18 protein-coding genes are annotated in these 23,363 nt (G+C 66.3%); 7 read left to right on the top strand and 11 right to left on the bottom strand.

Annotated elements, in window-relative coordinates:
• Positions 1-109: 109 nt before the first annotated feature.
• From mqo to ACVOLJ_RS07370, 4 genes are all read right to left on the bottom strand, one after another.
• Positions 110-1,807, bottom strand: a complete 1,698-nt coding sequence (gene mqo / locus ACVOLJ_RS07355; protein ID WP_475277737.1) for a malate dehydrogenase (quinone) — start codon at positions 1,805-1,807, stop codon at positions 110-112.
• A 189-nt stretch (positions 1,808-1,996) separates the two neighbouring features.
• Positions 1,997-2,443, bottom strand: coding sequence for an N-acetyltransferase family protein (locus ACVOLJ_RS07360; protein WP_481563816.1), 447 nt, complete (start codon positions 2,441-2,443; stop codon positions 1,997-1,999).
• Between the two features lie 79 nt (positions 2,444-2,522).
• Positions 2,523-3,107, bottom strand: coding sequence for a hypothetical protein (locus ACVOLJ_RS07365; protein WP_475277739.1), 585 nt, complete (start codon positions 3,105-3,107; stop codon positions 2,523-2,525).
• A 102-nt stretch (positions 3,108-3,209) separates the two neighbouring features.
• Entirely contained in the window at positions 3,210-4,115 is a 906-nt protein-coding gene (locus tag ACVOLJ_RS07370) for a LysR family transcriptional regulator ArgP (protein WP_475277740.1), read from the bottom strand.
• Between the two features lie 141 nt (positions 4,116-4,256).
• Between ACVOLJ_RS07370 and ACVOLJ_RS07375 the strand changes: the two genes are divergently transcribed.
• From ACVOLJ_RS07375 to ACVOLJ_RS07390, 4 genes are all read left to right on the top strand, one after another.
• On the top strand, positions 4,257-4,892 hold the full coding sequence (locus ACVOLJ_RS07375; RefSeq protein WP_475277741.1) for a LysE/ArgO family amino acid transporter: 636 nt from the start codon (positions 4,257-4,259) through the stop codon (positions 4,890-4,892).
• A 166-nt stretch (positions 4,893-5,058) separates the two neighbouring features.
• A complete protein-coding gene (locus tag ACVOLJ_RS07380) occupies positions 5,059-7,050 on the top strand; it encodes an alpha/beta hydrolase family protein (protein WP_481563817.1) in 1,992 nt (663 codons plus the stop codon).
• Between the two features lie 95 nt (positions 7,051-7,145).
• Positions 7,146-9,131 (top strand): alpha/beta hydrolase family protein, encoded by a 1,986-nt coding sequence (locus ACVOLJ_RS07385; protein ID WP_481563818.1) that lies wholly within the window; start codon positions 7,146-7,148, stop codon positions 9,129-9,131.
• 67 nt (positions 9,132-9,198) lie between these two features.
• A complete protein-coding gene (locus ACVOLJ_RS07390; RefSeq protein ID WP_481563819.1) occupies positions 9,199-11,184 on the top strand; it encodes an alpha/beta hydrolase family protein in 1,986 nt (661 codons plus the stop codon).
• A gap of 54 nt (positions 11,185-11,238) precedes the next feature.
• Here the strand turns inward: ACVOLJ_RS07390 and ACVOLJ_RS07395 are convergent, their stop codons facing one another.
• Both ACVOLJ_RS07395 and ACVOLJ_RS07400 read right to left on the bottom strand, forming a co-directional pair.
• Positions 11,239-12,993, bottom strand: a complete 1,755-nt coding sequence (locus ACVOLJ_RS07395) for a peptide MFS transporter (protein WP_475277745.1) — start codon at positions 12,991-12,993, stop codon at positions 11,239-11,241.
• A 98-nt stretch (positions 12,994-13,091) separates the two neighbouring features.
• On the bottom strand, positions 13,092-14,243 hold the full coding sequence (locus ACVOLJ_RS07400; protein WP_475277746.1) for an acetyltransferase domain-containing protein: 1,152 nt from the start codon (positions 14,241-14,243) through the stop codon (positions 13,092-13,094).
• Positions 14,244-14,446: 203 nt separating this feature from the next.
• On the opposite strand from ACVOLJ_RS07400, the gene ACVOLJ_RS07405 reads away from it, so the two are divergent.
• From ACVOLJ_RS07405 to ACVOLJ_RS07415, 3 genes are all read left to right on the top strand, one after another.
• Complete coding sequence (locus ACVOLJ_RS07405) at positions 14,447-16,411, top strand: OPT family oligopeptide transporter (protein ID WP_475277747.1); 1,965 nt, start codon at positions 14,447-14,449, stop codon at positions 16,409-16,411.
• Between the two features lie 171 nt (positions 16,412-16,582).
• A complete protein-coding gene (locus ACVOLJ_RS07410; protein ID WP_481563820.1) occupies positions 16,583-18,661 on the top strand; it encodes a S9 family peptidase in 2,079 nt (692 codons plus the stop codon).
• Positions 18,662-18,767: 106 nt separating this feature from the next.
• Entirely contained in the window at positions 18,768-20,024 is a 1,257-nt protein-coding gene (locus ACVOLJ_RS07415; RefSeq protein WP_475277749.1) for a DUF819 family protein, read from the top strand.
• A 224-nt stretch (positions 20,025-20,248) separates the two neighbouring features.
• Here the strand turns inward: ACVOLJ_RS07415 and ACVOLJ_RS07420 are convergent, their stop codons facing one another.
• The 5 genes from ACVOLJ_RS07420 to ACVOLJ_RS07440 are packed head-to-tail and all read right to left on the bottom strand — an operon-like array spanning position 20,249 to position 23,265.
• A complete protein-coding gene (locus tag ACVOLJ_RS07420; protein WP_481563821.1) occupies positions 20,249-20,728 on the bottom strand; it encodes a hypothetical protein in 480 nt (159 codons plus the stop codon).
• Between the two features lie 44 nt (positions 20,729-20,772).
• Positions 20,773-21,033, bottom strand: a complete 261-nt coding sequence (gene minE / locus ACVOLJ_RS07425) for a cell division topological specificity factor MinE (RefSeq protein WP_005408532.1) — start codon at positions 21,031-21,033, stop codon at positions 20,773-20,775.
• A 2-nt stretch (positions 21,034-21,035) separates the two neighbouring features.
• Positions 21,036-21,845 carry a septum site-determining protein MinD gene (minD, locus tag ACVOLJ_RS07430; protein WP_475277751.1) on the bottom strand — a complete coding sequence of 270 codons (810 nt, stop codon included), beginning with the start codon at positions 21,843-21,845 and terminating at the stop codon, positions 21,036-21,038.
• A 35-nt stretch (positions 21,846-21,880) separates the two neighbouring features.
• Positions 21,881-22,666 (bottom strand): septum site-determining protein MinC, encoded by a 786-nt coding sequence (gene minC, locus ACVOLJ_RS07435; protein ID WP_481563822.1) that lies wholly within the window; start codon positions 22,664-22,666, stop codon positions 21,881-21,883.
• 2 nt (positions 22,667-22,668) lie between these two features.
• Positions 22,669-23,265, bottom strand: coding sequence for a GNAT family N-acetyltransferase (locus tag ACVOLJ_RS07440; RefSeq protein WP_475277752.1), 597 nt, complete (start codon positions 23,263-23,265; stop codon positions 22,669-22,671).
• Positions 23,266-23,363: the final 98 nt, after the last annotated feature.

Raw genomic sequence — 23,363 nt, forward strand, 5'->3', positions numbered from 1 at the left:
TTCGCGTCATCCACCAGCGGTTTCGTGGCAGCCAGCAGGGCGTGGCGCCGCGCAAACGCGAACGGCCACCCGAAGGTGGCCGTCCGTCATTGCCGAAGTAACCGCGGGCTTAGAGCGCCTGCAGCTCCTCGTTGGCGTTGCGCTTTTCCTTGGCCGGCGCCGCAGCCGGGGCCGCGGTCGGTGCCACGGCCGGGCTTGCACCGGCTTCCACCGGCACTTCCAGGTACGGCAGGTGCAGGCTCTGGCTGGTCAGCGTGCGGATTTCGTTGGTCAGTGCCGCGCTCTCGTTGAGCTTGCGGCCGTAGGACGGCACGATCTCACGCAGGCGCGCTTCCCAGCCGGCCTTCATCTGTTCCGGGAAGGCCTTGGCCATCAGGTCCAGCATGATCGGCGGCGAGGTCGACGCGCCCGGCGAGGCACCCAGCAGCGCGGCCAGGGTGTGGTCCTTGTCGGTCACGATCTCGGTGCCGAACTGCAGCACCGCACCCTTCAGCGGGTCGCGCTTGATGATCTGCACACGCTGGCCGGCGGTCACCAGCTTCCAGTCACCCGGCTTGGCATGGGGGAAGTACTTGACCAGCTCGGCCTGGCGATCGGCGTCGTTCAAGCGTGCCTGGGCCATCAGGTACTGCACCAGGTCCAGGTTGTCCTTGCCCACTTCCAGCATCGGGCCGACGTTGTTGTGGTTGACCGACGAATACAGGTCCCACCACGAGCCGTGCTTGAGGAACTTGGTGCTGTACAGCGCGAACGGTCCGAACAGCACCACCGGCTTGCCGTCCAGCTTGCGCGCATCCAGGTGCGGCACCGACATCGGCGGCGAACCGGTTTCGGCCATGCCGTAGGCCTTCACGCTGTGGCGCGAGGTCACGTCCTGGCCCTGGAAGGCCAGGAACTGGCCGCCGACCGGGAAGCCGGCGTAATCCTTCGATTCGGGAATGCCCGACATCTGCAGCAGCTTCAGCGCGGCACCGCCAGCACCGATGAACACGAAGCGGGCGCGGGTGGTGCTTTCGGTGTCGGCCTTGAGGTCCTTCACCGTCACGTTCCAGCTCTTGTCCGGGTTCTGCCGCAGCGCGCTGACCTCATGGTTCAGGTGCAGGCCGAAGTTCTGGCTGCGCTGCAGGCCGGTGGTCAGCTGGCGGGTGATGACACCGAAGTTGACGTCGGTGCCCAGCGGCATCCAGGTCGCGGCGACCTTCTGCTTCGGGTCGCGGCCTTCCATCAGCAGGGGCGCCCACTGCTTGATCTGCGCCGGATCTTCGGAGTACTGCATGCCGTAGAACAGCGGATTCTTCACCAGCGCCTGCTGGCGCTTGTGCAGGTAGGCGATGTTGTCATCGCCCCAGACGAAGCTCATGTGCGGGGTCGGATTGATGAAGTCGCTCGGCTGGCTCAGCCGGCCTTCCTTCACCTGGTGCGACCAGAACTGGCGCGAAACCTCGAACGATTCGGCGATGCCGACCGCGCGCTTGGTTTCGATGCTGCCGTCGGGCAGTTCCGGGGTGTAGTTCAGCTCGGCGAAGGCCGAATGGCCGGTACCGGCGTTGTTCCAGCCGTCGGAGCTTTCACCGGCGACGCCGTCGAGGCGTTCGTAGACCTGGATGTTCCAGTCCGGTTGCAGTTCCTGCAGGTAGGTGGCCAGGGTGATGCTCATGATGCCGGCGCCGACCAGTACAACGTCGACAGGCTTTTCATTGCTGGCGGCGGGCACCGAGCGCTTGGTCAGCGGCCAGTACAGGAACAGCGCGGCGACCAGCAACAGCAGCACGAGCAGGGCGAGAAGGGCCTTGCCAAATTTCTTCATGGGGGCGGAATCGTTGGCGATGGGAGAGGGTCAGGATGCGCGTGGGTCAGGGAAAGAGCGTGAAGAAACAACGCCTTGCAACATCCTGATGGGATTCTAACCGGTTCCGGTCCGTTTTTGATGCAACGCAGCATCCGGTCCGCCAGCCAGATCCCGGTAGCGCCGGGCCATGCCCCGCGGCTCGAGCCGTCAGACCAGCTCCAGCACCTCGTCGCCGGCCTCATCGATCTCCCCGGTCGGCCGCCACCCCAGATGCCGGTAGAAGCCATGCGAGCGCGAACGCGGGTCGGCCGAGCAGGCCAGGAACAGGCGCTGGTGACCGGCCTCGCGGGTCAATGCCACCACCTCATCCAGCAGCTGCCGACCAATGCCGTGCCCCTCGAATTCCGGCAGCAGCGCCAGCACCAGAACCTCGCCGCTGTCACGGTCGGCAAAGCAGTAGCCGGCCATGCGTTCGTCTTCCCAGGCGATGCGGCCAATCGAATCGCTCCCTGCGATGCCGGCCGCCCAGCTGTCCACGGTGATCCCCAGCGCCGCCAGCTGCGCGGCACTGAAGGCGTTTTCGCGGGTACGCCCGCGCAGCTCGATGCAGGCGGCTGAATCCTCGGGACGGGCATCGCGGTAGTGGATCGTCATGCGGGCAACCTGTGGTTGAACGGAACCCCTCGATTGTCACCGCGCCGCATGGAGATTGGATGGAGGCCGGCCGCGCGGTTCAATCACTGCCGATGGTGAAGTACTCGGCAGCGAAATAGCCGATCTGGTAGGCCAGCGCCAGCGCGGCCAGCACCCCTTGGCTACGCACGCTGCGCAGGTTCCAGCCCAGCACGCACACCACCAGCATCAGCGCCGAGTGCAGGGGGTAGGCCTGGCCGAGCAGCCGCCAGCGGCTTTCGCCCTTGATCGCGGTGTCCACCAGGTCCAGCAGCGTCAGTGCCGCGATCACGCTGAAGATCCAGCGCCTGCGCTGCATCAGGTAGTTGCCGTAGCTGCGGTAGTCGCGCAGGTCTTCGGGGAACAACAGCGCGCACAGCAGGAACCAGGTCGCGCAGTAGGTGATCACGAACAGATAGGTTTCAAAGGTCCAGCGGTGTACTTCGATCAGGCGGAACTCCCACCACCAGAACGTGACCAGCGAGACCAGTGTCCATGCCACCCAGCACAGGTGCAGGGCCGAGCAGCCGCGCCGCTGCGGGTGCTCGATCACCTGTGCCAGCCCTTTCAGCAGGGTGGTGATCGACAGGCCCAGGATGATGCCCATCACCACGCGGATATGCAGGAATACCGGTTCGGTTTCCATCGGCCACCCCCATTGACGCTGGCGCCGATGCTTACATAAAAAGCGGACGGCGGGGATCACCGCGTTCATGCCACTGACGCGGTGATCGCCGCCGTCTCCTTTTCAGCGCCGTTGCCGCACCAGCGCCGAGGCCGCCTCCAGCACCGCAGCGGTCAGCAGCGCCATGGTCTGCACATCGCCCTTCCAGTGCTGCCAGTACAGCGGCACGTCTTCCCATGCGCGCTGGCGCACGTAGACCAGGCGTCCTGCGTCCAGATGCCGCTTCACCAGTGGCAGCGGGTTCATGGTCCAGCCCAGGCCGCCCAGGTTGGCCTGCACGAAGGCACGGGTGGAGGGAATCCACCAGGTGGGCGCGGTGCTGGGCAGGTCGTCGCCGGCCATGCGCCGGGCGAAGCGCGACTGCATGTCGTCCTTGCGGTTGAATACCAGCACCGGTGCGCTGGCCAGCGCCTGCGCGGTCACGCCCTTGGCGAAATGGCGCTCGCGGAATTCCGGGGTGCAGGTGGCGGCGTAGCGGATGCTGCCCAGTGCATGGATCTGGCAGCCCTGTACCGGCTCATCCAGGGTGGTCACCGCGCCCAGCACGGTGCCCTGGCGCAGCAGCTCGACCGTGTGGTCCTGGTCCTCCACGCGCAGGTCGAGCGTGGTGCCGGTGTTCTGTGCGAACTGCTGCGCGGCCTGCGGGAACCACGTCTCCAGACTGTCGTGGTTCACCGCCACCGGGATGCTGGCCTGCGGCAGGTCTTCATCGGCCAGGCCCATCCGGTGCAGGGCGTCGTGCTCCAGCAAGGCGGTCTGCTCGGCCAGCTGCACCAGCAGCTGGCCCTCGGCGGTGGCGGTAGCAGGGGTGCCACGTTTCACCAGCAGGCGGCCGATACGGTCTTCAAGTGCCTTCACCCGCTGCGAGATGGCCGACGGGGTGACGTTGAGCGCCTGCGCGGCGCGGTCGAAGCTGCCTTCGCGGATCACCGCGGCCAGGGCCCGCAGCTGGGCATGGTCGATGCGCATGGCAATTAAGCTCCGCTAATGTTGGTTTAGTAAGTTTAGCTCGTCTTTCTTATGTTGCGGCGCGACAATGGCGCCCGTACCCGGTGCTGTCCGCCTTCGCGAGGCACCGGTCCCCCCAAGCAAGACAAGGTAGTGAATCCCATGTTCTCGGTCATCTCCGCCAGCACCGGCCTCGGTGCCTGGTTCTCTGGTGCAGCCACCGGCATCGGCCTGTTCGCCGTGGTCGGGGCCCAGAGCGCCTTCATCCTGCGCCAGGGCATCCTGCGCAAGCACATCGTGCCGGTGGTCGCCACCTGTGCGGCCATCGATGCCATCTTCATCTTCGCCAGCGTGGCCGGCCTGCGCACGCTCACCACGGCGCTGCCGTGGCTGACCACCGCCGTGCTCTGGACCGGCGTGGTGTTCCTGGCCTGGTATGCGATGAAGTCGGCGCGCCGCGCGATCGCCGGTGGCGGTGGCATGGGCGAGGCAGACAGCGACGATGGCAGCCGCCGTGCCGTGCTGATGGCCGCGGTCGGCTTCTCGCTGATCAACCCGCACTTCTGGCTGGACATGATGGTGATCGGCTCGATTGCCGAGAACTTCGGCAATGCGCGCATGGCCTTTGCCGCCGGCGTAGTCACCGCCAGCTGCATGTGGCTGACCGCGCAGGGCCTGGGCGCCCGCCTGCTGGCGCCGCTGTTCACCAAGCCGAGCACCTGGCGTGTGCTGGATGGCACCATCGCCGTGATCCTCAGCATCCTGGCCCTCACTCTGGCGGTGCGCGGGGTCCATTGACCCGGCGCACGCCCCCCGAACCCACGTCCTTACTCTCTCTCTCCAAGGTAGTGGCAACAACGGCACCGGCAACGGTGCCGTTGTCTTTTCTGCCATCTGGCGGATGCCCCGCCTGCCTGCCTAGAATCGGGGCTGCGGACAAGGTGTCCGTTTCCAAGGGGGAAGAATGCGCAGGATCGTGCTTGCCGTGCTGCTGTGCACGGCTGTGGGAGGGGCGACGGCGGGGGCCGGCGGGGTCGATCTGGATCGCTATCTGCGGCAGGAATCATTCACCGACATCAAGATCTCGCCCGGCGGCGAGTACGTGGCGGCCACGGTTCCGATCGAGGCGGGCACCGCACTGGCGATCTACCGCATCGCCGACATGAAGATGGTCGGCACCTTCCGGCCGCCCCGCAACAACCACGCCCACACCTTCGACTGGGTCAGCAACGAACGGCTGCTGGTGGGCATGGCACAGAAGTTCGGCGTGCTCGACCGCCCTTCGCTCACCGGCGAACTGTTCGGCATCAATGCCGACGGCAAGGGCGGTGAACTGCTGGTGGGCTACCGCACGGTGGAAACCGGCCTGGGCACCAACATCAAGGTCAAGCCGGCCGGCATGGTGGTCGCCTTCCTTACCGATGAACTCAAGGATGATGACCGCAACGTGCTGGTCGAGGTCACGCCGCTCACTGCCAACGCCTTCACCCAGGTGGAGCGGATGGACGTCAACACCGGCCGTCGCAATGCCGTGACGCGGGCGCCGATCGCCCAGGCCCAGTTCACCACCGATGCCCAGGGCGAGGTGCGCTTTGCCTACGGCACCGCTGCCAATGAGACCAGCAGGAAACTCTATTACCGTGCAGGGGCCAGCAGCGAATGGGTACTGCTGAACGATGAGAGGCTGAGCGGCCGCATCGAAGCGGTGATCGGTTTCTCCGACGATGGGCGACTGGCCTATCTGCAGACCGAGCAGGCCGAGGGGCCGGATGCCATCGTCAGCTGGGACCCGCAGAGCAACCAACGGCGCGAGGTGCTGCGCGACAACGTGGTCGATCCGCATCGGATCATCTTCCGGCCCGGCACCCGCGTTCCGGTCGGGGCCGAGTTCCTCGGTGACAGCCCACGTACGCGCTTCTTCGATGAAACCTCAGCCGATGCGCGCCTGTACCGCAGTCTCGAAGCGGGGTTGGGCGGCCCGGTCTACATCACCTCCAGCACGCGCGATGGGCGCACGGTGCTGGTGGAATCCAGTTCCGCGCGCAACCCGGGCGATTTCTATCTGTACGACACCATCGACAAGCAGGCGCGCCACCTCATCAGCCGCAGTGACTGGATTGATCCGGCACAGAGCGCTGCGGTGCAGCCGGTCAGCCTGAAGGCGCGCGATGGGCTGCCCCTGCATGGTTTCCTCACCCTGCCGGCGGGCCAGGCAGCCACCGGCCTGCCCATGGTGGTGATGCCGCATGGCGGGCCGATCGGCATCTTCGACGACGGCACCTACGACGTGGACGCCCAGATGCTTGCCGCTGCCGGCTACGCGGTGTTGCAGGTGAACTACCGCGGCTCGGCCAACTACGGGCGTGCGCACACCCAGGCGGCAAAGCAGCAGTGGGGGAGGGCCATGCAGGACGACGTCACCGATGCCACCCGTTGGGCAATCGCCCAGGGCACCGCCGACCCGGCACGCATCTGCATCTACGGCGGCAGCTATGGCGCTTACGCGGCCATGATGGGGCCGGTGCGTGAGCCCGGTCTGTACCGCTGCGCTGCCGGCTATGTCGGCATCTATGACCTGCCGTTGATGTACGCCCGCGGCGACATCCAGAAGGACGAATCCGGATTGGCCTACCTGCGTGAATGGGTCGGCCGGCCCAAGGAACTGGTCGAGCAGTCGCCGGTCAACCTGGCCGCTCAGATCCGCGTGCCGGTGCTGCTGGCGGCGGGGCGCGAAGATCAGCGTGCGCCGGTGGTGCATACCGAGCGCATGGAGGCGGCGCTGAAGCAGGCAGGAAGCCCCGTGCAGGCGCTGTACTACAAGTCCGAGGGGCATGGCTTCTACAACCCGGCCAACCGGCGTGACTACTACACCCAGTTGCTGGCCTTCCTGTCGCGCAGCCTGGGCGGAGCAACGGCACAGGTGACGGCCGCTGGCAATGTGCAGAAGGCACCCTGAGTCCGGCGATGGTGCCCTCGTCACTGGCGGAGCCATCGCTCACCTGCCTAGAATCGGCCAATCTGGACAGGGTGTCCGGGCAAGGAGGGGGAAGGATGCGCAGGACTGTGCTTGCCGCGTTGTTGTGCGCGGTGGTGGGCGGGACGTCGGCGGGTACCGGCGGGGTGGACCTGGAGAAGTACCTGAAACCGGAGTCGTTTTCGAACGTCAAGCTTTCGCCCGGCGGCCAATACCTTGCCGGCACCGTACCGCTGGACGACTCCACCGCGCTGGTCATCCTGCGCACGTCCGACCGCAAGCCCGCCGGCGTGTTCCGCCCGCAGGACAAGAACCACGCCAACACCTTTGAATGGGTGAGCAACGAGCGCCTGCTGGTCGGCCTGGCCGAGAAGCTCGGCGCGCTCGACACGCCGCAGCCAACCGGTGAGCTGTACGGGGTCAACGTCGATGGCAAGGGCGGGGAACTGCTGGTCGGCTACCGTGTGCAGGGGCGCGGGCTGGGCACGCGCATCCAGCCGAAGAAGGTGGAGGACGTCGCGGCCTTCCTCACCGATGAACTGGCCGGCGACGACCGCAATGTGTTGATCGCGGTATGGCCATTCGCCGAGGACCCCTACACCCGGGTCGAGCGGCTTGATGTGGTCAGCGGGCGTCGTGCACGCGTTTCCGGTTCACCCGTGCAGCGTGCCGATTTCACTACCGATCATCAGGGTGAAGTGCGCTTCGCCCACGGCGCAGCGTCGGACAATGTCAACAAGCTCTACTACCGCGCCGGGACCAATGCGCAGTGGTCGCTGGTCAATGACGAGTCGCTGAGCCGCCGGGTAGAAGCAGCAATCGGCTTCTCCGAAGATGGCGCGTTGGCTTATCTGCAGGTCGAGCAGCCCACTGGGCCCGATGCCATCGTCAGCTGGAACCCGCAGACCGGCGAACGGCGCGAGGTGCTGCGCGATGGCGTGGTCGATCCCTACGCGATCATCTTCCGCCCGGGCACCCGCGTGCCGGTGGGCGCGCTGTTTGCCGGCGATGCGCCGCGCACGCGGTTCTTCGATGAGAAGGGCGCCGATGCCCGTCAATACCGCAGCCTTGAGGCGGCGTTCGGCGGCCCGGTGTTCATCACCTCCAGTACCCGCGATGGCGGCAAGGTGGTGGTGCAGACGTGGTCGGGCAGCAATCCCGGGGATTTCTACCTGTTCGACACCCGGGCGAAGGCGGCCGAGCATCTGCTCAGCCGCAGCGAATGGATCGACCCGAAACTGGCCGCCAGCGTGCGTCCGTTCTCGCTGAAGGCGCGCGACGGACTGCCGCTGCACGGCTTCCTCACCCTGCCGCCGGGCAGCGAAGGGCGCAATCTGCCGTTGGTCGTGCTTCCGCACGGTGGCCCCATCGGCGTATTCGATGAGGGCAGCTACAGCAACGAGCCGCAGATGCTGGCGGCAGCAGGGTATGCCGTGTTGCAGGTCAACTTCCGTGGTTCGGCCAACTATGGCCGCGCGTTCACCCAGGCGGGTGCGAAGCAGTGGGGCGCGGCCATGCAGGACGATGTGACCGACGCCACCCGGTGGGCCATCGCAGAGGGCATCGCCGACAGGAACCGCATCTGCATCTATGGGGCCAGCTACGGCGCGTACGCGGCCATGATGGGGCCGGTGCGCGAGCCGGGCCTGTACCAGTGCGCGGCCGGCTATGTGGGTGTGTACGACCTGCCGTTGATGTTCACCAACGATGCGCAGTCCAGCGATTCGGCTATTACCTGGCAGCGCGAATGGGTGGGTGACCCGAAAACGCTGGGTGCCAGTTCGCCGGTGAACCTGGCCGCACAGGTAAAGGTGCCGGTATTCCTTGCCGCCGGTGGCGAGGATACGCGTGCACCGATCAAGCACACCGAACGCATGGAAGCGGCGTTGAAAGCGGCCGGCTCACCGGTGGAGAGCCTGTATTACCGCACCGAAGGGCACGGCTTCCACCGGCCCGAGCACCAGCGCGAGTACTACAGCAGGCTGCTGGCCTTCCTGTCGCGCAGCCTGGGCGGCAGCACCGCCAGCACCAGCGCGAGCGCAGGCGCTGACAAGGCACCGTAAGGCAGGCGAGCCGCGCGCTGCGGACCCGGCGCCGGGCAGGGGGATGCCCGGCTTCAAGGAGGACCTCATGACGTACCCGAAAGTGTTCGCCGTGTTGCTGGCCATCTGCGTAGCGCCGGCGGTGCAGGCCGCGCAGGTTTCGCTGGACGGCTATGTGCGCCGTGCCGAGTTCAACGACATCCAGCTTTCGCCCACCGGCGAGTACATGGCCATGACCCTGCCGCTGGATGGCGCGACCGCCGTGGCGATCCTGCGCACCGACAGCATGGAGCTGGTCGGCAATTTCCGGCCACCCCGCAACAATCATGCGGCCGAGGTGAACTGGGTAAGCGATACCCGCCTGCTGATCGGCCTGGCCGAAAAATGGGGGCCGCTGGACCAGCCGCGCCCGACCGGTGAGCTGTACGCCATCGATGCCAATGGCAAGCGCGGCGACCTGCTGGTCGGCTACCGTGCACGCCCGGATGAACCCGGCTTCGTGACCGGACGCGTGGTTGAACCGGTTGCCGCCTTCCTGGCCGATCCGCTGGCGGCAGACGAGCGCAACGTGCTGATCTCGCTGTGGCCATTTGCCAACGACACCAATACGCGGCTGGAACGGATGGATGTCATCACCGGCCGCCGCGTGCTGGTTTCGCGTTCGCCGGTGCAGCGTGCGACGTTCACCACCGACAACCAGGGCGAGCTGCGCTTCGCCCACGGTGCCGCCGCCGACAACGTCAACAAGCTCTACTATCGCCAAGATCGCGATCAGTGGACGCTGGTCAACGACGAAGGCAGCAGCCATCGCATCGAACGTCCCATCGGTTTTTCGGCCGACAACCGGCTGGCCTACCTGGTGGTGGAACAGGGCCGTGGTCCCGACGCGGTCATCAGCTGGGATCCGACCAGCGGCGAGCGGCGGACACTGCTGCAGGACGACAGCGTTGACCCGACCCGTGTGGTCTACCAGCCCGGTACGCGCATACCGGTGGGTGTCCAGTTCGTCGGCGCCACCACGCGCACGGCATTCTTCGACGAGACCTCGGCAACCGCCAGCACCCAGCGGCGCCTTGAAAAGGCCTTCCCCGGGCAGGTCGTGAGCCTGGTTTCCGGCACCCGCGACAACGCGCGGCTGCTGGTGAAGGTGAGCTCGGCGACCAACCCCGGTGACTACTTCCTCTACACCACGGCCACCCGCAACGCCGCATTCCTCACCAGCCGTCATCGCTGGTTCGACCACGACGCCGGCGCCAGCGTTCGCCCGTTTACCCTGGCGGCGCGCGATGGCCTGCCGTTGCACGGCTTCCTCACCCTGCCCAGGGGCAGTGAAGCGCGCAATCTGCCGATGGTGGTGGTGCCGCACGGTGGCCCGATCGGCGTGTTCGATGACGGTGGCTTCGAGCGCGAGAACCAGCTGCTGGCCGAGGCCGGCTATGCCGTGCTGCAGGTCAACTTCCGTGGTTCGGGCAACTACGGCCGCGCCCACACCCAGGCGGCTGCCCGCCAATGGGGGCGCGCCATGCAGGACGATGTCACCGATGCCACGCGCTGGGCGATCAGCGAGGGCATCGCCGATGGCACGCGCATCTGCATCTACGGTGCCAGCTACGGTGCGTACTCGGCCCTGATGGGTGTCTTCCGCGAGCCGGCGATGTACAAGTGCGCGGTCGGCCAGGTCGGGGTCTACGACCTGCCGTTGATGTTCAAGCGCGGTGACATCCAGGACCGTGCCTCGGGGCTCACCTATCTGCGCGAATGGCTGGGTGATCCGGCCACGCTGGATGCGGTTTCGCCGGTGAACCTGGCGTCGGGCATCAAGGTGCCGGTACTGCTGGCTGCCGGTCGCGAAGACCTGCGCGCGCCGGTGCAGCACACCGAGCGCATGGAGGCGGCGTTGAAGCAGGCCGGGGTGCCGGTGGAGGCGGTCTACTATCCGCGCGAAGGGCATGGCCTGTACGTTGAAGCCAACCAGCGTGACTACTACACCCGCCTGCTGGCCTTCCTGTCGCGCAGCCTGGGCGGAGCGACGGCGGCGGCGCCAATGGTGTCCAGCAAGGACAAGGCCCCCTGAAACGGAAGCGGCGGCGCCCGTCGTGGTTGCCGCCGCAGTGGGGCGCTGCCGGCCTTACTTCACCCCATGCATCATCCGTTTCAACAACGGCGCGGCGATGAACGCCAGCACCGCGCAGCCCAGGCCGATCCACATCAGCAGCCAGAACAGGTGCGCATAGGCACCGGCGGCGGCCACCATGTCCAGCGTTTCGCCTTCGGGAACCTCGATCGCTGCCAGCTTGCCGAACAGCGCGGCCAGCGTTTCCGAGAACGCGGTGGCCAGGAACCAGGTGCCCATCATCAGGCTCATCACCCGCGGCACCGCCAGCTGGGTCACTGCCGACAGGCCAACCGGCGACAGGCACATCTCGCCGCTGGCCAGCAGGAAGTAGGCCAGCACCAGCCACCACACGCTGGCCATTTCGCCGGTGGCGCCGACCTGCTGCGCCGCCAGCGCCAGTGGCACGAACGACAGCGCGCCGATCACCAGGCCCCAGGCTGATTTCACCGGCTTGCCCGGTTCCCAGCCACGGCGGTCCATCCAGGTCCACAGTGCGGCGAAGGCCGGTGCCAGCAGCACCAGGAACAGGCCGCCCAGATAGGTCAGCGAGCCGGCGGTCTGCGGAATCACCAGGCAGTCGCGTATCAGCAGCACCAGCATCAGCGCCACGATGCCGACGAAGAACGCACGCGGTGCGGCCGAGCCGGGGCGGCGTTCGGACAGCCGCGCGCTGACCACGAAGCCCAGCGGCGCCAGCAGCAGCGAAATGATCGACCACGGCAGCGGCGTACCACCGGTGATCACCAGCGACGGCACGATGTCCTTGGTCAGCAGGCGGTCGGTGAAGGTCACCCACGAGCCATAGGACTGCTCGTACATCGTGAAGAACACCAGTGCCATGAAGATCAGCACCATCAGCGCGATCATCTGCTGGCGCTGCACCGGGGTGCACTGGCTGCCGGTGAACCAAGCGAACCAGACCAGCACCCCACCCAGTACCACCAGCATCAGCATCAGTGCCAGGCTGATTTCACCGCCCAGCGCGAACGCGCCGTTGCCGGCGGCCCACATCAGCCAGGCCACCGGCAGCACGCCGATCACCGCGCACAGGTAGATCAGCCATTCGCGCGGCAGGCCCAGCACCTTCTGTTTCAACGTGGCCGGCTGCGGCGGTTCGGCATGGCCCTGCAGGTACTTCTGGCCCCACAGGAACATCGCCAGGCCGGCCAACATGCCGATGCCGGCGGCGCCGAATCCGTACTTCCAGCCGTAGACCTCACCCAGGAACCCACACACCAGCGAGGAGAACAGCGCGCCGAGGTTGATGCCGGCATAGAACAGCGAGAAGCCCGAATCGCGGCGCGGATCGTCCTGCGGGTACAGCTTGCCGACGATGGTGGAGATGTTCGGCTTGAGGAAGCCCACGCCCATGATGATCAGCGCCAGCGACAGGTAGGTCACCGCCAGTGCCGAGGTATCGCGCACTACTTCGCCGTTGACCCGGTAGGCGGCGTGGCCCTCGAAGGCCATGCCCAGATGCCCCAGCACCAGCAGGATGCCGCCGAACAGCACCGCCCGGCGCATGCCCAGCCAGCGGTCGGCCAGCATGCCGCCGAACACCGGGATGCAGTACACCAGGCCGCCGTAGGCACCGAGCAGGTCCAGGCCGGCCTTGTCACCGAACAGGTGGTACTTGGTCAGGTACAGCAGCAGCAGCGCCTTCATGCCATAGAAGGAGAAGCGCTCCCACATTTCGGTGAAGAAGCAGACGTAGACACCCTTGGGATGGCCCAGGAAGTCGTCAGAAGCAATAGCAGTGGAATTCATCGGCGGATTATAGGCGTGTGCCGGGTAGCGCCGGGCCATTCCCGGCGGCCCCGGTAAATCCACGCCATGCGTGGATGGCGCTCATCCCGCGCGGTCGATTACAGGTACCGCAACCACGCCAGGTCGCGCCTTCGCGCCTTCAACCGTGCGAACGCCAGCGTCGGTGGATACAGCACCACCGCCAGCGCACAGGCCACCAGCAGCAGGCCGGCCACCGAATCCAGGGCGTACAGGTCGCCCTGGGTCGGGCCCCAGGTCGCCAACGCGGCCACATACAGCAGCTTCAGCACATACAGGTGCAGCAGGTAGAAGAACATCGGTGCAGCGCCGATGTCGGCCAGCGGCCGCAGCACACGGGCCAGCGGCGGCCATTCGTACAGGCGCAGCAACAGCAGGCCTGCGCCCAGGGTCAGCAGCAGGAACTGCAGCGACGGCGGGTACTTGGTCACGTTGAACACGCTCAACCAGGTACGCAGCGTGCTGCTCTGGTACTGCCAGGGTGCATCGCCGTACTGGTTGGCGAAGCGCAGCAGCGCGAACAGCGCCAGCGCGCCCACGCCGGTCCACAGCAGCCACTGACGGCGCTGCTCCGGGTCACGTCCGGCAGCAAACCAGGGGCCCATCAGGTATCCCAGCGCGATCACGCCGATCCACGGCAGCACCGGATAGGAAGTACGCAGGCGCAGATGTTCGCCCAGTACGATCCAGTCGCGCTGGTGCAGCACCTTCCACAGCAGCGCGAACACCCCGTTGCCTTCCACGCGCACCGCGTCGAGCAGGTTGTGCCCTGCCACCAGCAGCACCGCCAGCGCCAGCAGGGCCGGGCGCGGCAGCCACAGCAGGCCGGCCAGCGCGATCATGCTCAGCCCGATGGCCCAGATCACCTGCAGGTAGATCGTGTCCGGCGGCAGCTGGAAGGTCCAGGCGAAGTTGACCAGGGTCAGCTCCAGCACCACCAGGAACAGGCCACGCTTGAGCAGGAAGGCGGCAATGGCGCGACGCGGATCGGCGTGGCGCTGGCCGTACAGCCAGGCCGACAGGCCGGTCAACAGCACGAATACCGGCGCGCACAGATGGGCCAGCAGCCTGCAGGCGAACAGGGCGGGGGACACCGAGGCGGCGTCCATCGGGTCGCTGACCTGGTACTGCAGGAAGAAGGTCTCGCGCACGTGGTCGAGCAGCATCAGCAGCATCACGGTGCCGCGCAGCTGGTCGATGGAGGCCAGGCGGGTCGAAGGGGAAGGGGGCATGCGGACAGGGCGGGGGCGATCAGAATCGAAAAGATATAACATATCGTTTGCATCGCGCCCAGCCCGGCTTTGCCGCATGGGTCAGTTGGCGATGCCGACGCGGGCCCATCGCTGCTCCGGCAGCGCCCCCATCCTTTGGCACGCTGGACTTGCTGTGCCCTGAACGCTAGCGTGGCAGGGATTTTTTGCCAGCAGGGGCTTTCATGAACCATGACGCTGCGCCCAAGCAGCTCACTTTCCGCGCGGTGGTCCTGGCCATCGTGCTGGCGGTGGTGCTGTCGGCCGCAAACGCCTACCTCGGTCTGTTCGCAGGCCTGACCATCGCCACCGCGATTCCCGCCGCGGTCATTTCCATGGGCGTGCTGCGCCTGCTGGGTGGCGGTTCCATCCTTGAAAACAACATCGTGCAGACCGGCGCTTCGGCCGGCTCGTCGATCGCCGCCGGTGTCATCTTCACCATCCCCGCGCTGGTGATCATGGGCTACTGGCCGGACTTCAAGTACTGGTGGGTGCTGGGCATCGCCGGTCTCGGCGGCCTGCTGGGCGTGCTGTTCTCGGTGCCGCTGCGACGCTCGATGATCGTTGAAGACCCGCTTCCGTTCCCGGAAGGCAAGGCCGCGGCTGAAGTGCTCAAGGCCGGTGAGAACCCGGGCCCGGGCCTGAAGATCCTCGGCCTGTCGGCGGTGATCGGTGCGTTCGTGAAGCTGGCCGCGGAAAGCGGCATGCGCCTGATTCCCGATGCGTGGGCCACCTCGGCCTATGTCGGCAGCTCCAAGATCACCGCCTTCATCGGCACCAACCTGTCGCCGGCGCTGCTGGGCGTGGGCTACATCGTCGGCCTGAACGTCGGCATCGTGGTGGTGTCCGGCTCGATCCTGACCTGGCACATCGCCATTCCGATCTACCAGGCGTTCTTCATGAACACCGATCCGGGCCTGGCCGCTTCGGTCGCTGCTGCCTCCTCCACCGAGGCCGCGTTCGCCATCTGGGGCGCGAAGATGCGCTACCTGGGTGTGGGCGCGATGCTGATCGGCGGCATCTGGACCCTGATCTCGCTGCGCAAGTCGCTGCTCAACGGCGTCAAGAGCGGCTTTGCCGCTGCGCGCAAGAGCGGTGGCCCGGTACTGGCGCACACCGAACGCGACCTGCCGATGAAGTGGATGCTGGTGGCCCTGGTGGTGTTCACCCTGCCGCTGTTGGCGCTGTACCAGGCCATCGTCGGCCAGTGGCACGTGTCGATCCCGATGACCCTCATCATGATCGTCGCCGGCTTCCTGTTCGTCTCGGTGTCGGCCTACCTGGCCGGCCTGATCGGTTCGTCCAACAACCCGGTGTCGGGCATCACCATCTCCACCATCCTGTTTGCTTCGGCGGTGCTGGTGCTGCTGCTGGGCAAGGATGGCCTGCAGCCGGTGGGTGCCTTCGGCGCGCCGCTGGGTGCGGTGGCGGCAATCATGATCGGCGCGGTGGTGTGCTGCGCCGCCGCCGTCGGTGGCGACAACCTGCAGGATCTGAAGGCGGGCTACATCGTTGGCGCGACCCCGTGGAAGCAGCAGCTGATGCTGGGCATCGGCGCATTCTCGTGCGCGCTGATCATGGCCCCGGTGCTGAACCTGCTGGCCACCGCCTACGGCATCGGCGTCAAGTCCGAGCTGCACCCGAACGCGCTCGCCGCGCCGCAGGCCAACCTGATGGCCTCGGTCGCAAAGGGCCTGTTCGGGGGTGAGCTGCCGTGGACCTTCATCGGCATCGGTGCCGTGGTCGGTGCGGCCATCATCGCCTTCGACAGCTGGCTCAAGTCGCGCAACTCGCGCTTCCGCGTACCGGTGCTGGCCGCCGCGATCGGTATCTACCTGCCGCTGGAGCTGATGGTGCCGATCTTCCTCGGTGGCCTGATCTCCTACCTGGTCGAGCGCTTCCACAAGGTGCGCGCCGACGATGAAGAAGGCCGCGACCGCGTGCACAAGCCGGGCGTGCTGTTCGCTGCCGGCCTGATCACCGGTGAGGCACTGATGGGTATCGCCATCGCCGTGCCGATCGTGGTCAGCAGCCGCGCCGACGTACTGGCCGTGCCGTTCCACCTGCCGGCCGCGCAGTGGATCGGCCTGGCCGTGCTGTTCCTGGTCGGTTGGTTGATCTACCGCACCGGCAAGCGCGCCGTGGCGTAAGGGAGTGGGGGTGCCGGCCAGCGGTCGGCACTACCGGTGTCCCCCACAAACCGCGCTACGGCGCGGTTTGCCTTTTCTGGCGGCTGCTCGATCACAGCCATGACCGATGGCCTTGGCAGGTCCGGCCGCGCAGGCCTACCATCGGTTTTTTGCCGTCCTGCGGAGACCCCGATGAAACTGCGTCATGCCCTGCTGCCACTGAGCCTGCTGGCTGCCCTGCCCAGCGTCGCCGCTGCCCGTGGCCTGGAAGTCCGCGACATGGTGGCCATGGATCGTGTCTCCGCCCCTGTCCTGACCGCTGATGGTGGCACCGTGGTGTTCGCCAAGCGCAGCACCGATGCAGCGCTGAAGTCGAGCACGGCGCTGTTCGCGCGCAACCTGCGTACCCGTGACGCAGCGCCGCCGAAGCAGATCACCCCGGCCGGCTGGAACGTCAACTCCGCCTCGCTGTCGGCCAATGGCCAGACCGTGTACTTCCTCAGTGGCAAGAACGGCAGCCAGCAGCTGTACGCGCTGCCGATCAGTGGCGGCACCCCGCGCCAGCTGACCGACTTCCCGGTGGATGTGGACAGCTACCACGTATCGCCGCAGGACGACCGCGTGCTGTTCAGCGCCGGCGTGTTCCAGGCCTGCGCCTCGGACCTGGCCTGCACCGAAAAGAAGTTGAAGGACGTCGAAGGCGCCAAGGCCAGCGGCAAGGTCTTCGATTCACTGTTCGTGCGCCATTGGGATACCTGGAACGACGGCCGCCGCAACACCTTGTTCGTGGCGCCGCTGCCGGCCGCCAAGGCCGGTGCGGTCAAGGGCGCCTCGGCGCTGAGCGCGACCATCGACGGTGACGCGCCGTCCAAGCCGTTCGGTGGCAACGATGATTTCGCATGGTCGCCCGATGGCGCCAGCGTGGTCGCCAGCATCCGCGTGGCCGGCAAGCAGGAGCCGTGGTCGACCAACTTCGACCTGTACCGCTTCGATGCCGCCGGCAAGCAGGCGCCGGTCAACCTGACCGCGTCCAATCCCGCCTGGGATGCCGGCCCGGTGTTCAGTGCCGACGGCAAGACCCTGTTCTACCGTGCGATGAAGCGTCCGGGCTTCGAGGCCGATCGTTTCGGCCTGATGGCGATGGACCTGGGCAGCGGCAAGACGCGCGAGATCGCCCCGCAGTGGGATCGTTCGGCCGGCGGCATTGCACTGTCCGCCGACGGCGCCAGCATCTACACCACCGCTGATGATCTGGGCGAGCACCCGCTGTTCCAGATCGACGTGGCCAGCGGCAAGGCCACCAAGCTGATCGGCGATGGCAGCGTCACCGCCGTGGATATCGCCGGCAACAGCGTGGCGATCACCCGCAACAGCCTGAAGAGCAACGACCAGGTGCTGGTCGGCCTGCTGCCGGCTGCCGGCCAAGCCATCGGCGAGCTGCGCGCGCTGACCCCGGCTGCCGGCGAGGTGCTGAAGGACGTCAGCTTCGGTGACTACGAGCAGTTCGAGTTCAAGGGCTGGAACAACGACACCGTGCACGGCTACGTGGTCAAGCCGCACAACTACCAGGAAGGCAAGTCCTACCCGGTCGCCTTCCTGATCCACGGCGGCCCGCAGGGCAGCTTCGGCAACGGCTGGAGCTACCGCTGGAACCCGCAGACCTATGCGGGCCAGGGCTACGCAGTGGTGATGATCGACTTCCACGGTTCCACCGGCTACGGCCAGGCCTTCACCGATGCGATCAGCCAGCATTGGGGCGACCGCCCGCTGGAAGATCTGCAGAAGGGCTGGTCGGCGGCGCTGAAGAAGTACGACTTCCTCAACGGCGACAAGGCCTGTGCGCTGGGCGCCAGCTACGGCGGCTTCATGGTCAACTGGATCGCCGGCAACTGGAACAGCCCGTTCAAGTGCCTGGTGAATCATGATGGTGTGTTCGACCAGCGCATGATGGGTTACGCCACCGAAGAACTGTGGTTCACCGAGTGGGAGCAGGGCGGTACCCCGTACCAGAAGGCGGCGAACTACGAGAAGTTCAATCCGGTCAACCATGTCGCTGACTGGAAGAAGCCGATCCTGGTGATCCACGGCCAGCAGGATTTCCGTATTCCGGTCGAGCAGGGCCTGGCCGCGTTCACTGCTGCCCAGCGCCAGGGTATCGAGTCCAAGTTCCTGTACTTCCCGGATGAAAACCACTGGGTGCTGAAGCCCAACAACAGCATCCTCTGGCACGACACCGTCAATGCCTGGCTGAAGCAGCACATCGGCGAATAAGCGCTACCGGCGCCGCCCTTCGGGGCGGCGCTTTTGCTTGTGCGGTCTGCTTCACCTGTGGGTGCCGACCGTTGGTCGGCACACCTTCTGCCAACAGCAGCCGAGCATGGCTCGGCTCTACACGAGCGCCTGCATGATCCAGAACGACATCGTCGTCTTCGGTTTGATCGCCGCCACCCTCGGCGCCGTGTTCTGGACCGCCTCGCGCGAGCAGGGCCCGTGGAAGCGCTTCTATACCTTCGTGCCGGCACTGCTGCTGTGCTACCTGATTCCCGGCATCTACAACACCGTTGGCCTCATCGACGGCCAGAACACCAAGCTCTACAACCCCATCGCGCGCGACATCCTGTTGCCGGCGGCCCTGATCCTGCTGACCCTGGCCGTGGACATCAAGGGCATCCTGCGGCTGGGGCCGAAACTGGTGCTGATGTACCTCGGTGCGTCGGCCAGCATCATGCTCGGTGCGGTGGTGGCCTTCCTGGTGATGCGTGCCATTCATCCGGACACCGTTGCCGGCGATACCTGGGCTGGCATGGCCGCACTGGCCGGCAGCTGGATCGGCGGTGGTGCCAACATGCTGGCGATGCGCGAAGTGTTCGACGTCAACGCCACCACCTTCGGACAGTTCGCGGTGGTGGATGTCGGCGTCGGCTACGTGTGGATGGCCGCCCTTATCTTCCTGGCTGGCCGCGCGGCGAAGATCGATGCGCGCAGCGGCGCAGATACCTCGGCCATCGACGAGCTGAAAGAGCGCATCGCGCGCTTCCAGGCCGAGCACGAGCGTATTCCCAGCCTGACCGACCTGATGCTGATCGTGGCCGTGGCCTTCGGTGGCGTCGGCCTGGCCCATGCCATTGGCGCGCCGCTGGCGGCGTGGTTCAAGGTCAACGTCAGCTGGGCGTCGCAGTTCAGCCTGGATGCGCCGTTTGTATGGGTGGTGGTGTTGTCGACCACGCTCGGGCTGGGCCTGAGCTTCACCCGTGCACGCACGCTGGAGGGCGCCGGCGCATCACGTCTGGGCTCGCTGCTGCTGTATTTCCTGATCGCCTGCATCGGCATGCAGATGGACCTGCTGGCACTGCTCGACCGGCCGTGGCTGTTCCTGCTCGGCATCATCTGGATCAGCGTGCACATCGTGCTGCTGTGGTGCCTGGGCAAGCTGTTGAAGGTGCCGTTCTTCTACTTCGCCATTGGTTCGCAGTCGAATATCGGTGGCCCCGCGTCGGCGCCGGTGGTGGCCGCGGCGTTCCATCCCGCGCTGGCGCCGGTAGGCGTGCTGCTGGGCACGATGGGCTATGCGACCGGCACCTACCTGGCCTACATCGTCGGCATCACCCTGCGCGCGCTGGCGGGGCAGGGCTGAACGGGGTATCGCCGGGCCATGCCCGGCGAGCCGCATTGCGGCGGCGGGCGTGTAAACCGCCGGACATGGTCCGGCGCTACCGGCTTTACGCGGCCGGCAACCCGCGTTCGACCAGCCACGTTTTCGCGTCTTCGGCATCCTGCTCGAACCGCGCCGAGTGAAAAGAGGGGCGCCGCAAGGTCCGGCGCGTCGCCACGCGCCCGTGGCCAACCGCGCCCGCGGCTTTACGCCACCGGCAACCCGCGTTCGACCAGCCACGCTCTCGCGTCTTCGGCATCCTGCTCGAACCACGCTTTCGTGGACCCCAACCGATACGTATACCCCCACGCATCCATGTCGGCCATCAGCCGTTCGCTGCCGACGCCGGGCAGCTGCCCGGCCAGCACGATCTGCAGATAGCAGGTGGCGTCTTCCTCGGGCACCGAGTCGGTGGCATCGGTATGCACCTGCGCGCGCCGCTCCGGCGGCAGCACGATCAGGTGGCAGGCTTCGTGCAGCATCGAGTGCACCGGCGTGTCATCGCGCACATAGACGTCGCTGGCGATGATGCCGGCCTCCGGCTCGCCCCAGTAGCTGCCTGGAATGGGCGCGCCTGCGGCTACGTGATGCAGGCACAGCTGATAGCCCGCGAGCAGGCGCTGTGCATCGGCGAAGGCGATGTCGCCGACGCGGGTGACGTTCGGTTCGGGCGTGGTGTCGGTCATGCGTCATACGGCCCCGCCCATGCAGGCACGGGCGGGGCAGGCAGTCAGGGTTTGTCCGGGCCTTCAGGCAGGGCCACGGAAATATCCAGCACGTCGTGCTGGCCATCCTTGACCAGGTCCACCTTCACCGCATCGACGTCGATGTTGACGTACTTCTTGATCACTTCCAGCAGCTCGCGCTGCAGCAGTGGCAGGTAATCGGGGCCGCCACGGTGGCTGCGTTCCTGCGCGATGATGATCTGCAGGCGGTTCTTGGCGGTTTCGGCGGTGGTCTTCTTCGCTTTGAGGAAATCAAACAGGCCCATGCTTACCCTCCGAACAGCTTGCTGAAGAAGCCCTTCTTCTCGACACTGGTGAAGCGCATCGGGCGTTCTTCGCCGAGGATGCGCGCGACGGCGTCGTCATAAGCCTGGCCGGCAGCCGATTCGCCATCGAGGATGACCGGCTCGCCCTTGTTGGACGCATTGAGCACATCACCCGATTCGGGGATGACGCCGATCGCCTTCAGGCCGAGCACTTCCTCGACGTCGGTGATGCTGAGCATCTCGCCGCTTTCCACGCGGACCGGGGTGTAGCGGGTCAGCAGCAGGAAAGCCGGCACGTCCTGGCCGGATTCGGCCTTGTGGGTCTTCGAATCGAGCAGCCCGATGATGCGGTCCGAATCGCGCACCGAGGACACTTCCGGGTTCACCACCACCACGGCGCGGTCGGCGAAGTACATCGCCAGGAAGGCGCCCTTCTCGATGCCGGCCGGGGAGTCGCAGATGATGTAGTCGAAGCCGTCGGCGGCCAGATCCTTCAGCACCTTGCCGACACCTTCCTGGGTCAATGCGTCCTTGTCGCGGGTCTGCGAGGCGGCCAGCACGTACAGGTTGTCAAAGCGCTTGTCCTTGATCAGTGCCTGCTTGAGGGTGGCTTCGCCGTGCACGACGTTGACGAAGTCGTACACCACGCGGCGTTCGCAGCCCATGATCAGGTCGAGGTTGCGCAGGCCGACGTCGAAGTCGATCACCGCCACCTTCTTGCCGCGCTTTGCCAGGCCGCAGGCGAGGCTGGCGCTGGAAGTGGTCTTGCCGACGCCGCCTTTGCCGGAGGTGACTACGATGATTTCAGCCAAAGGACTTCTCCTGATGATTCTGTTTGGGTGCTGCGTCAGTCCAGCGCAGCGATCTTGATCTGGTCCTGTTCCAGCCACACCTGCACGGCTTTGCCGCGCAGGGTTTCCGGGACATCGTCCAGTACCTTGTAATGGCCTGCAATGGCGACCAGTTCCGCATGGAATTCACGGCAGAAAATACGTGCCGCGGTGTTGCCCTGGGCCCCCGCCAGCGCACGTCCGCGCAGGGTCCCGTAGATGTGGATGCTGCCATCGGCGATGACTTCGGCGCCGGCGCCGACGGTGGCCATCACGGTCAGGTCGCAGTTTTCCGCATACAGCTGCTGGCCCGAGCGCACGTTGCCCAGCTGCATGCGGCCCGGCTGTGGCGCGGCGGCATCGGCCACCTTGGCCACCGGTGCGGCCGGGGCCACCTTCGGTTCGGCCTTGGCCACGCGGCGCGGTTCCGGTGCAGGCGGCGGGGCAGGTTCGGCCTCGGCACGCTCGTACTGGGCGCGGAACTTGGCCAGCAGCGGCAGGCCGAGCTGCTGCGAAAGCAGGTCGACCGCGCTGGTGCCATAGGCCAGTGCCACCGGCAGCACGCCGGCGCTGCGCAGGCCATCGACCAGTGCCTGTGCCGTGGCCACGTCGGGCACCTGGCTGAGACCGCCGAAATCGAGGATCACCGCCGCGCGGCCGAACAGCTTCGGCGCACGCGTTACCCGCTCCTGCATTTCCTGCACGAGGCGTTCAACATCGAGGGTGCGGATGCGCAGGTTGGCGATGCCCACCTGGCCGATCTTCAGTTCACCGGCCTGTTCGTAATCGAAATTCACCGCCACGCTCAAGTCCCCGTCGGCCGCTGTGCCTGCGCCGGCAGCTGCCGGTCGCGTGCCCACGCTACATCAGGCAGCTTGCCACCATAGGTTTCGTTCACCCAGGGGAAGCTGCACAGTTCCTTGGCCAGCATGCTGGCCCGCACATCCACCTGCGGCATGGTGTTCTGGCCCAGCTCGCGGAAGCCGAAGCTGCCATGGAAGAGCAGGGCGGCATCGGCGCCGTGGTCCAGGAACACTTCGCAGGTCATCTGCGGGTAGCGCAGCTCGGCAAAGCTCTGTGCGTCGGCATAGAACGCACGGCCAACGCCACCACCGCGGCGGCGGCTGGCGACCACGATGCGGTCGATATAGAAGAAGGCGGTGTTCAGCTGTTGCTTGAACCAGGCGAAATTGCTGCTGTCGTGCTGGCTGTCGCTGCCGAAGCCGATCAGGAAGCCGGCCAGGTTGCCGTCGCGCTCGGCGACGCGGAAATATTCAGCGGTTGCATAGAACAGGCGCAGGCGCTCGGCATCCAGGGGAAGGATGGCCAGGCCAGCATTGTTGTTCAAAGCCAGGACGGAATCGAGCTCGTGCTCGCGCACGTCGCGGATGACAATCGACATTGTGACTCCGTGGGGTAACGCGGTTGGTCCAGTCAATGGACCCTGCGCAGGATTATTGCATGCCCGGGGTGGGCTGCGGCATGAACAGGGGATATGCC

The sequence above is a fragment of the Stenotrophomonas sp. STEN046 genome (assembly GCF_056759755.1).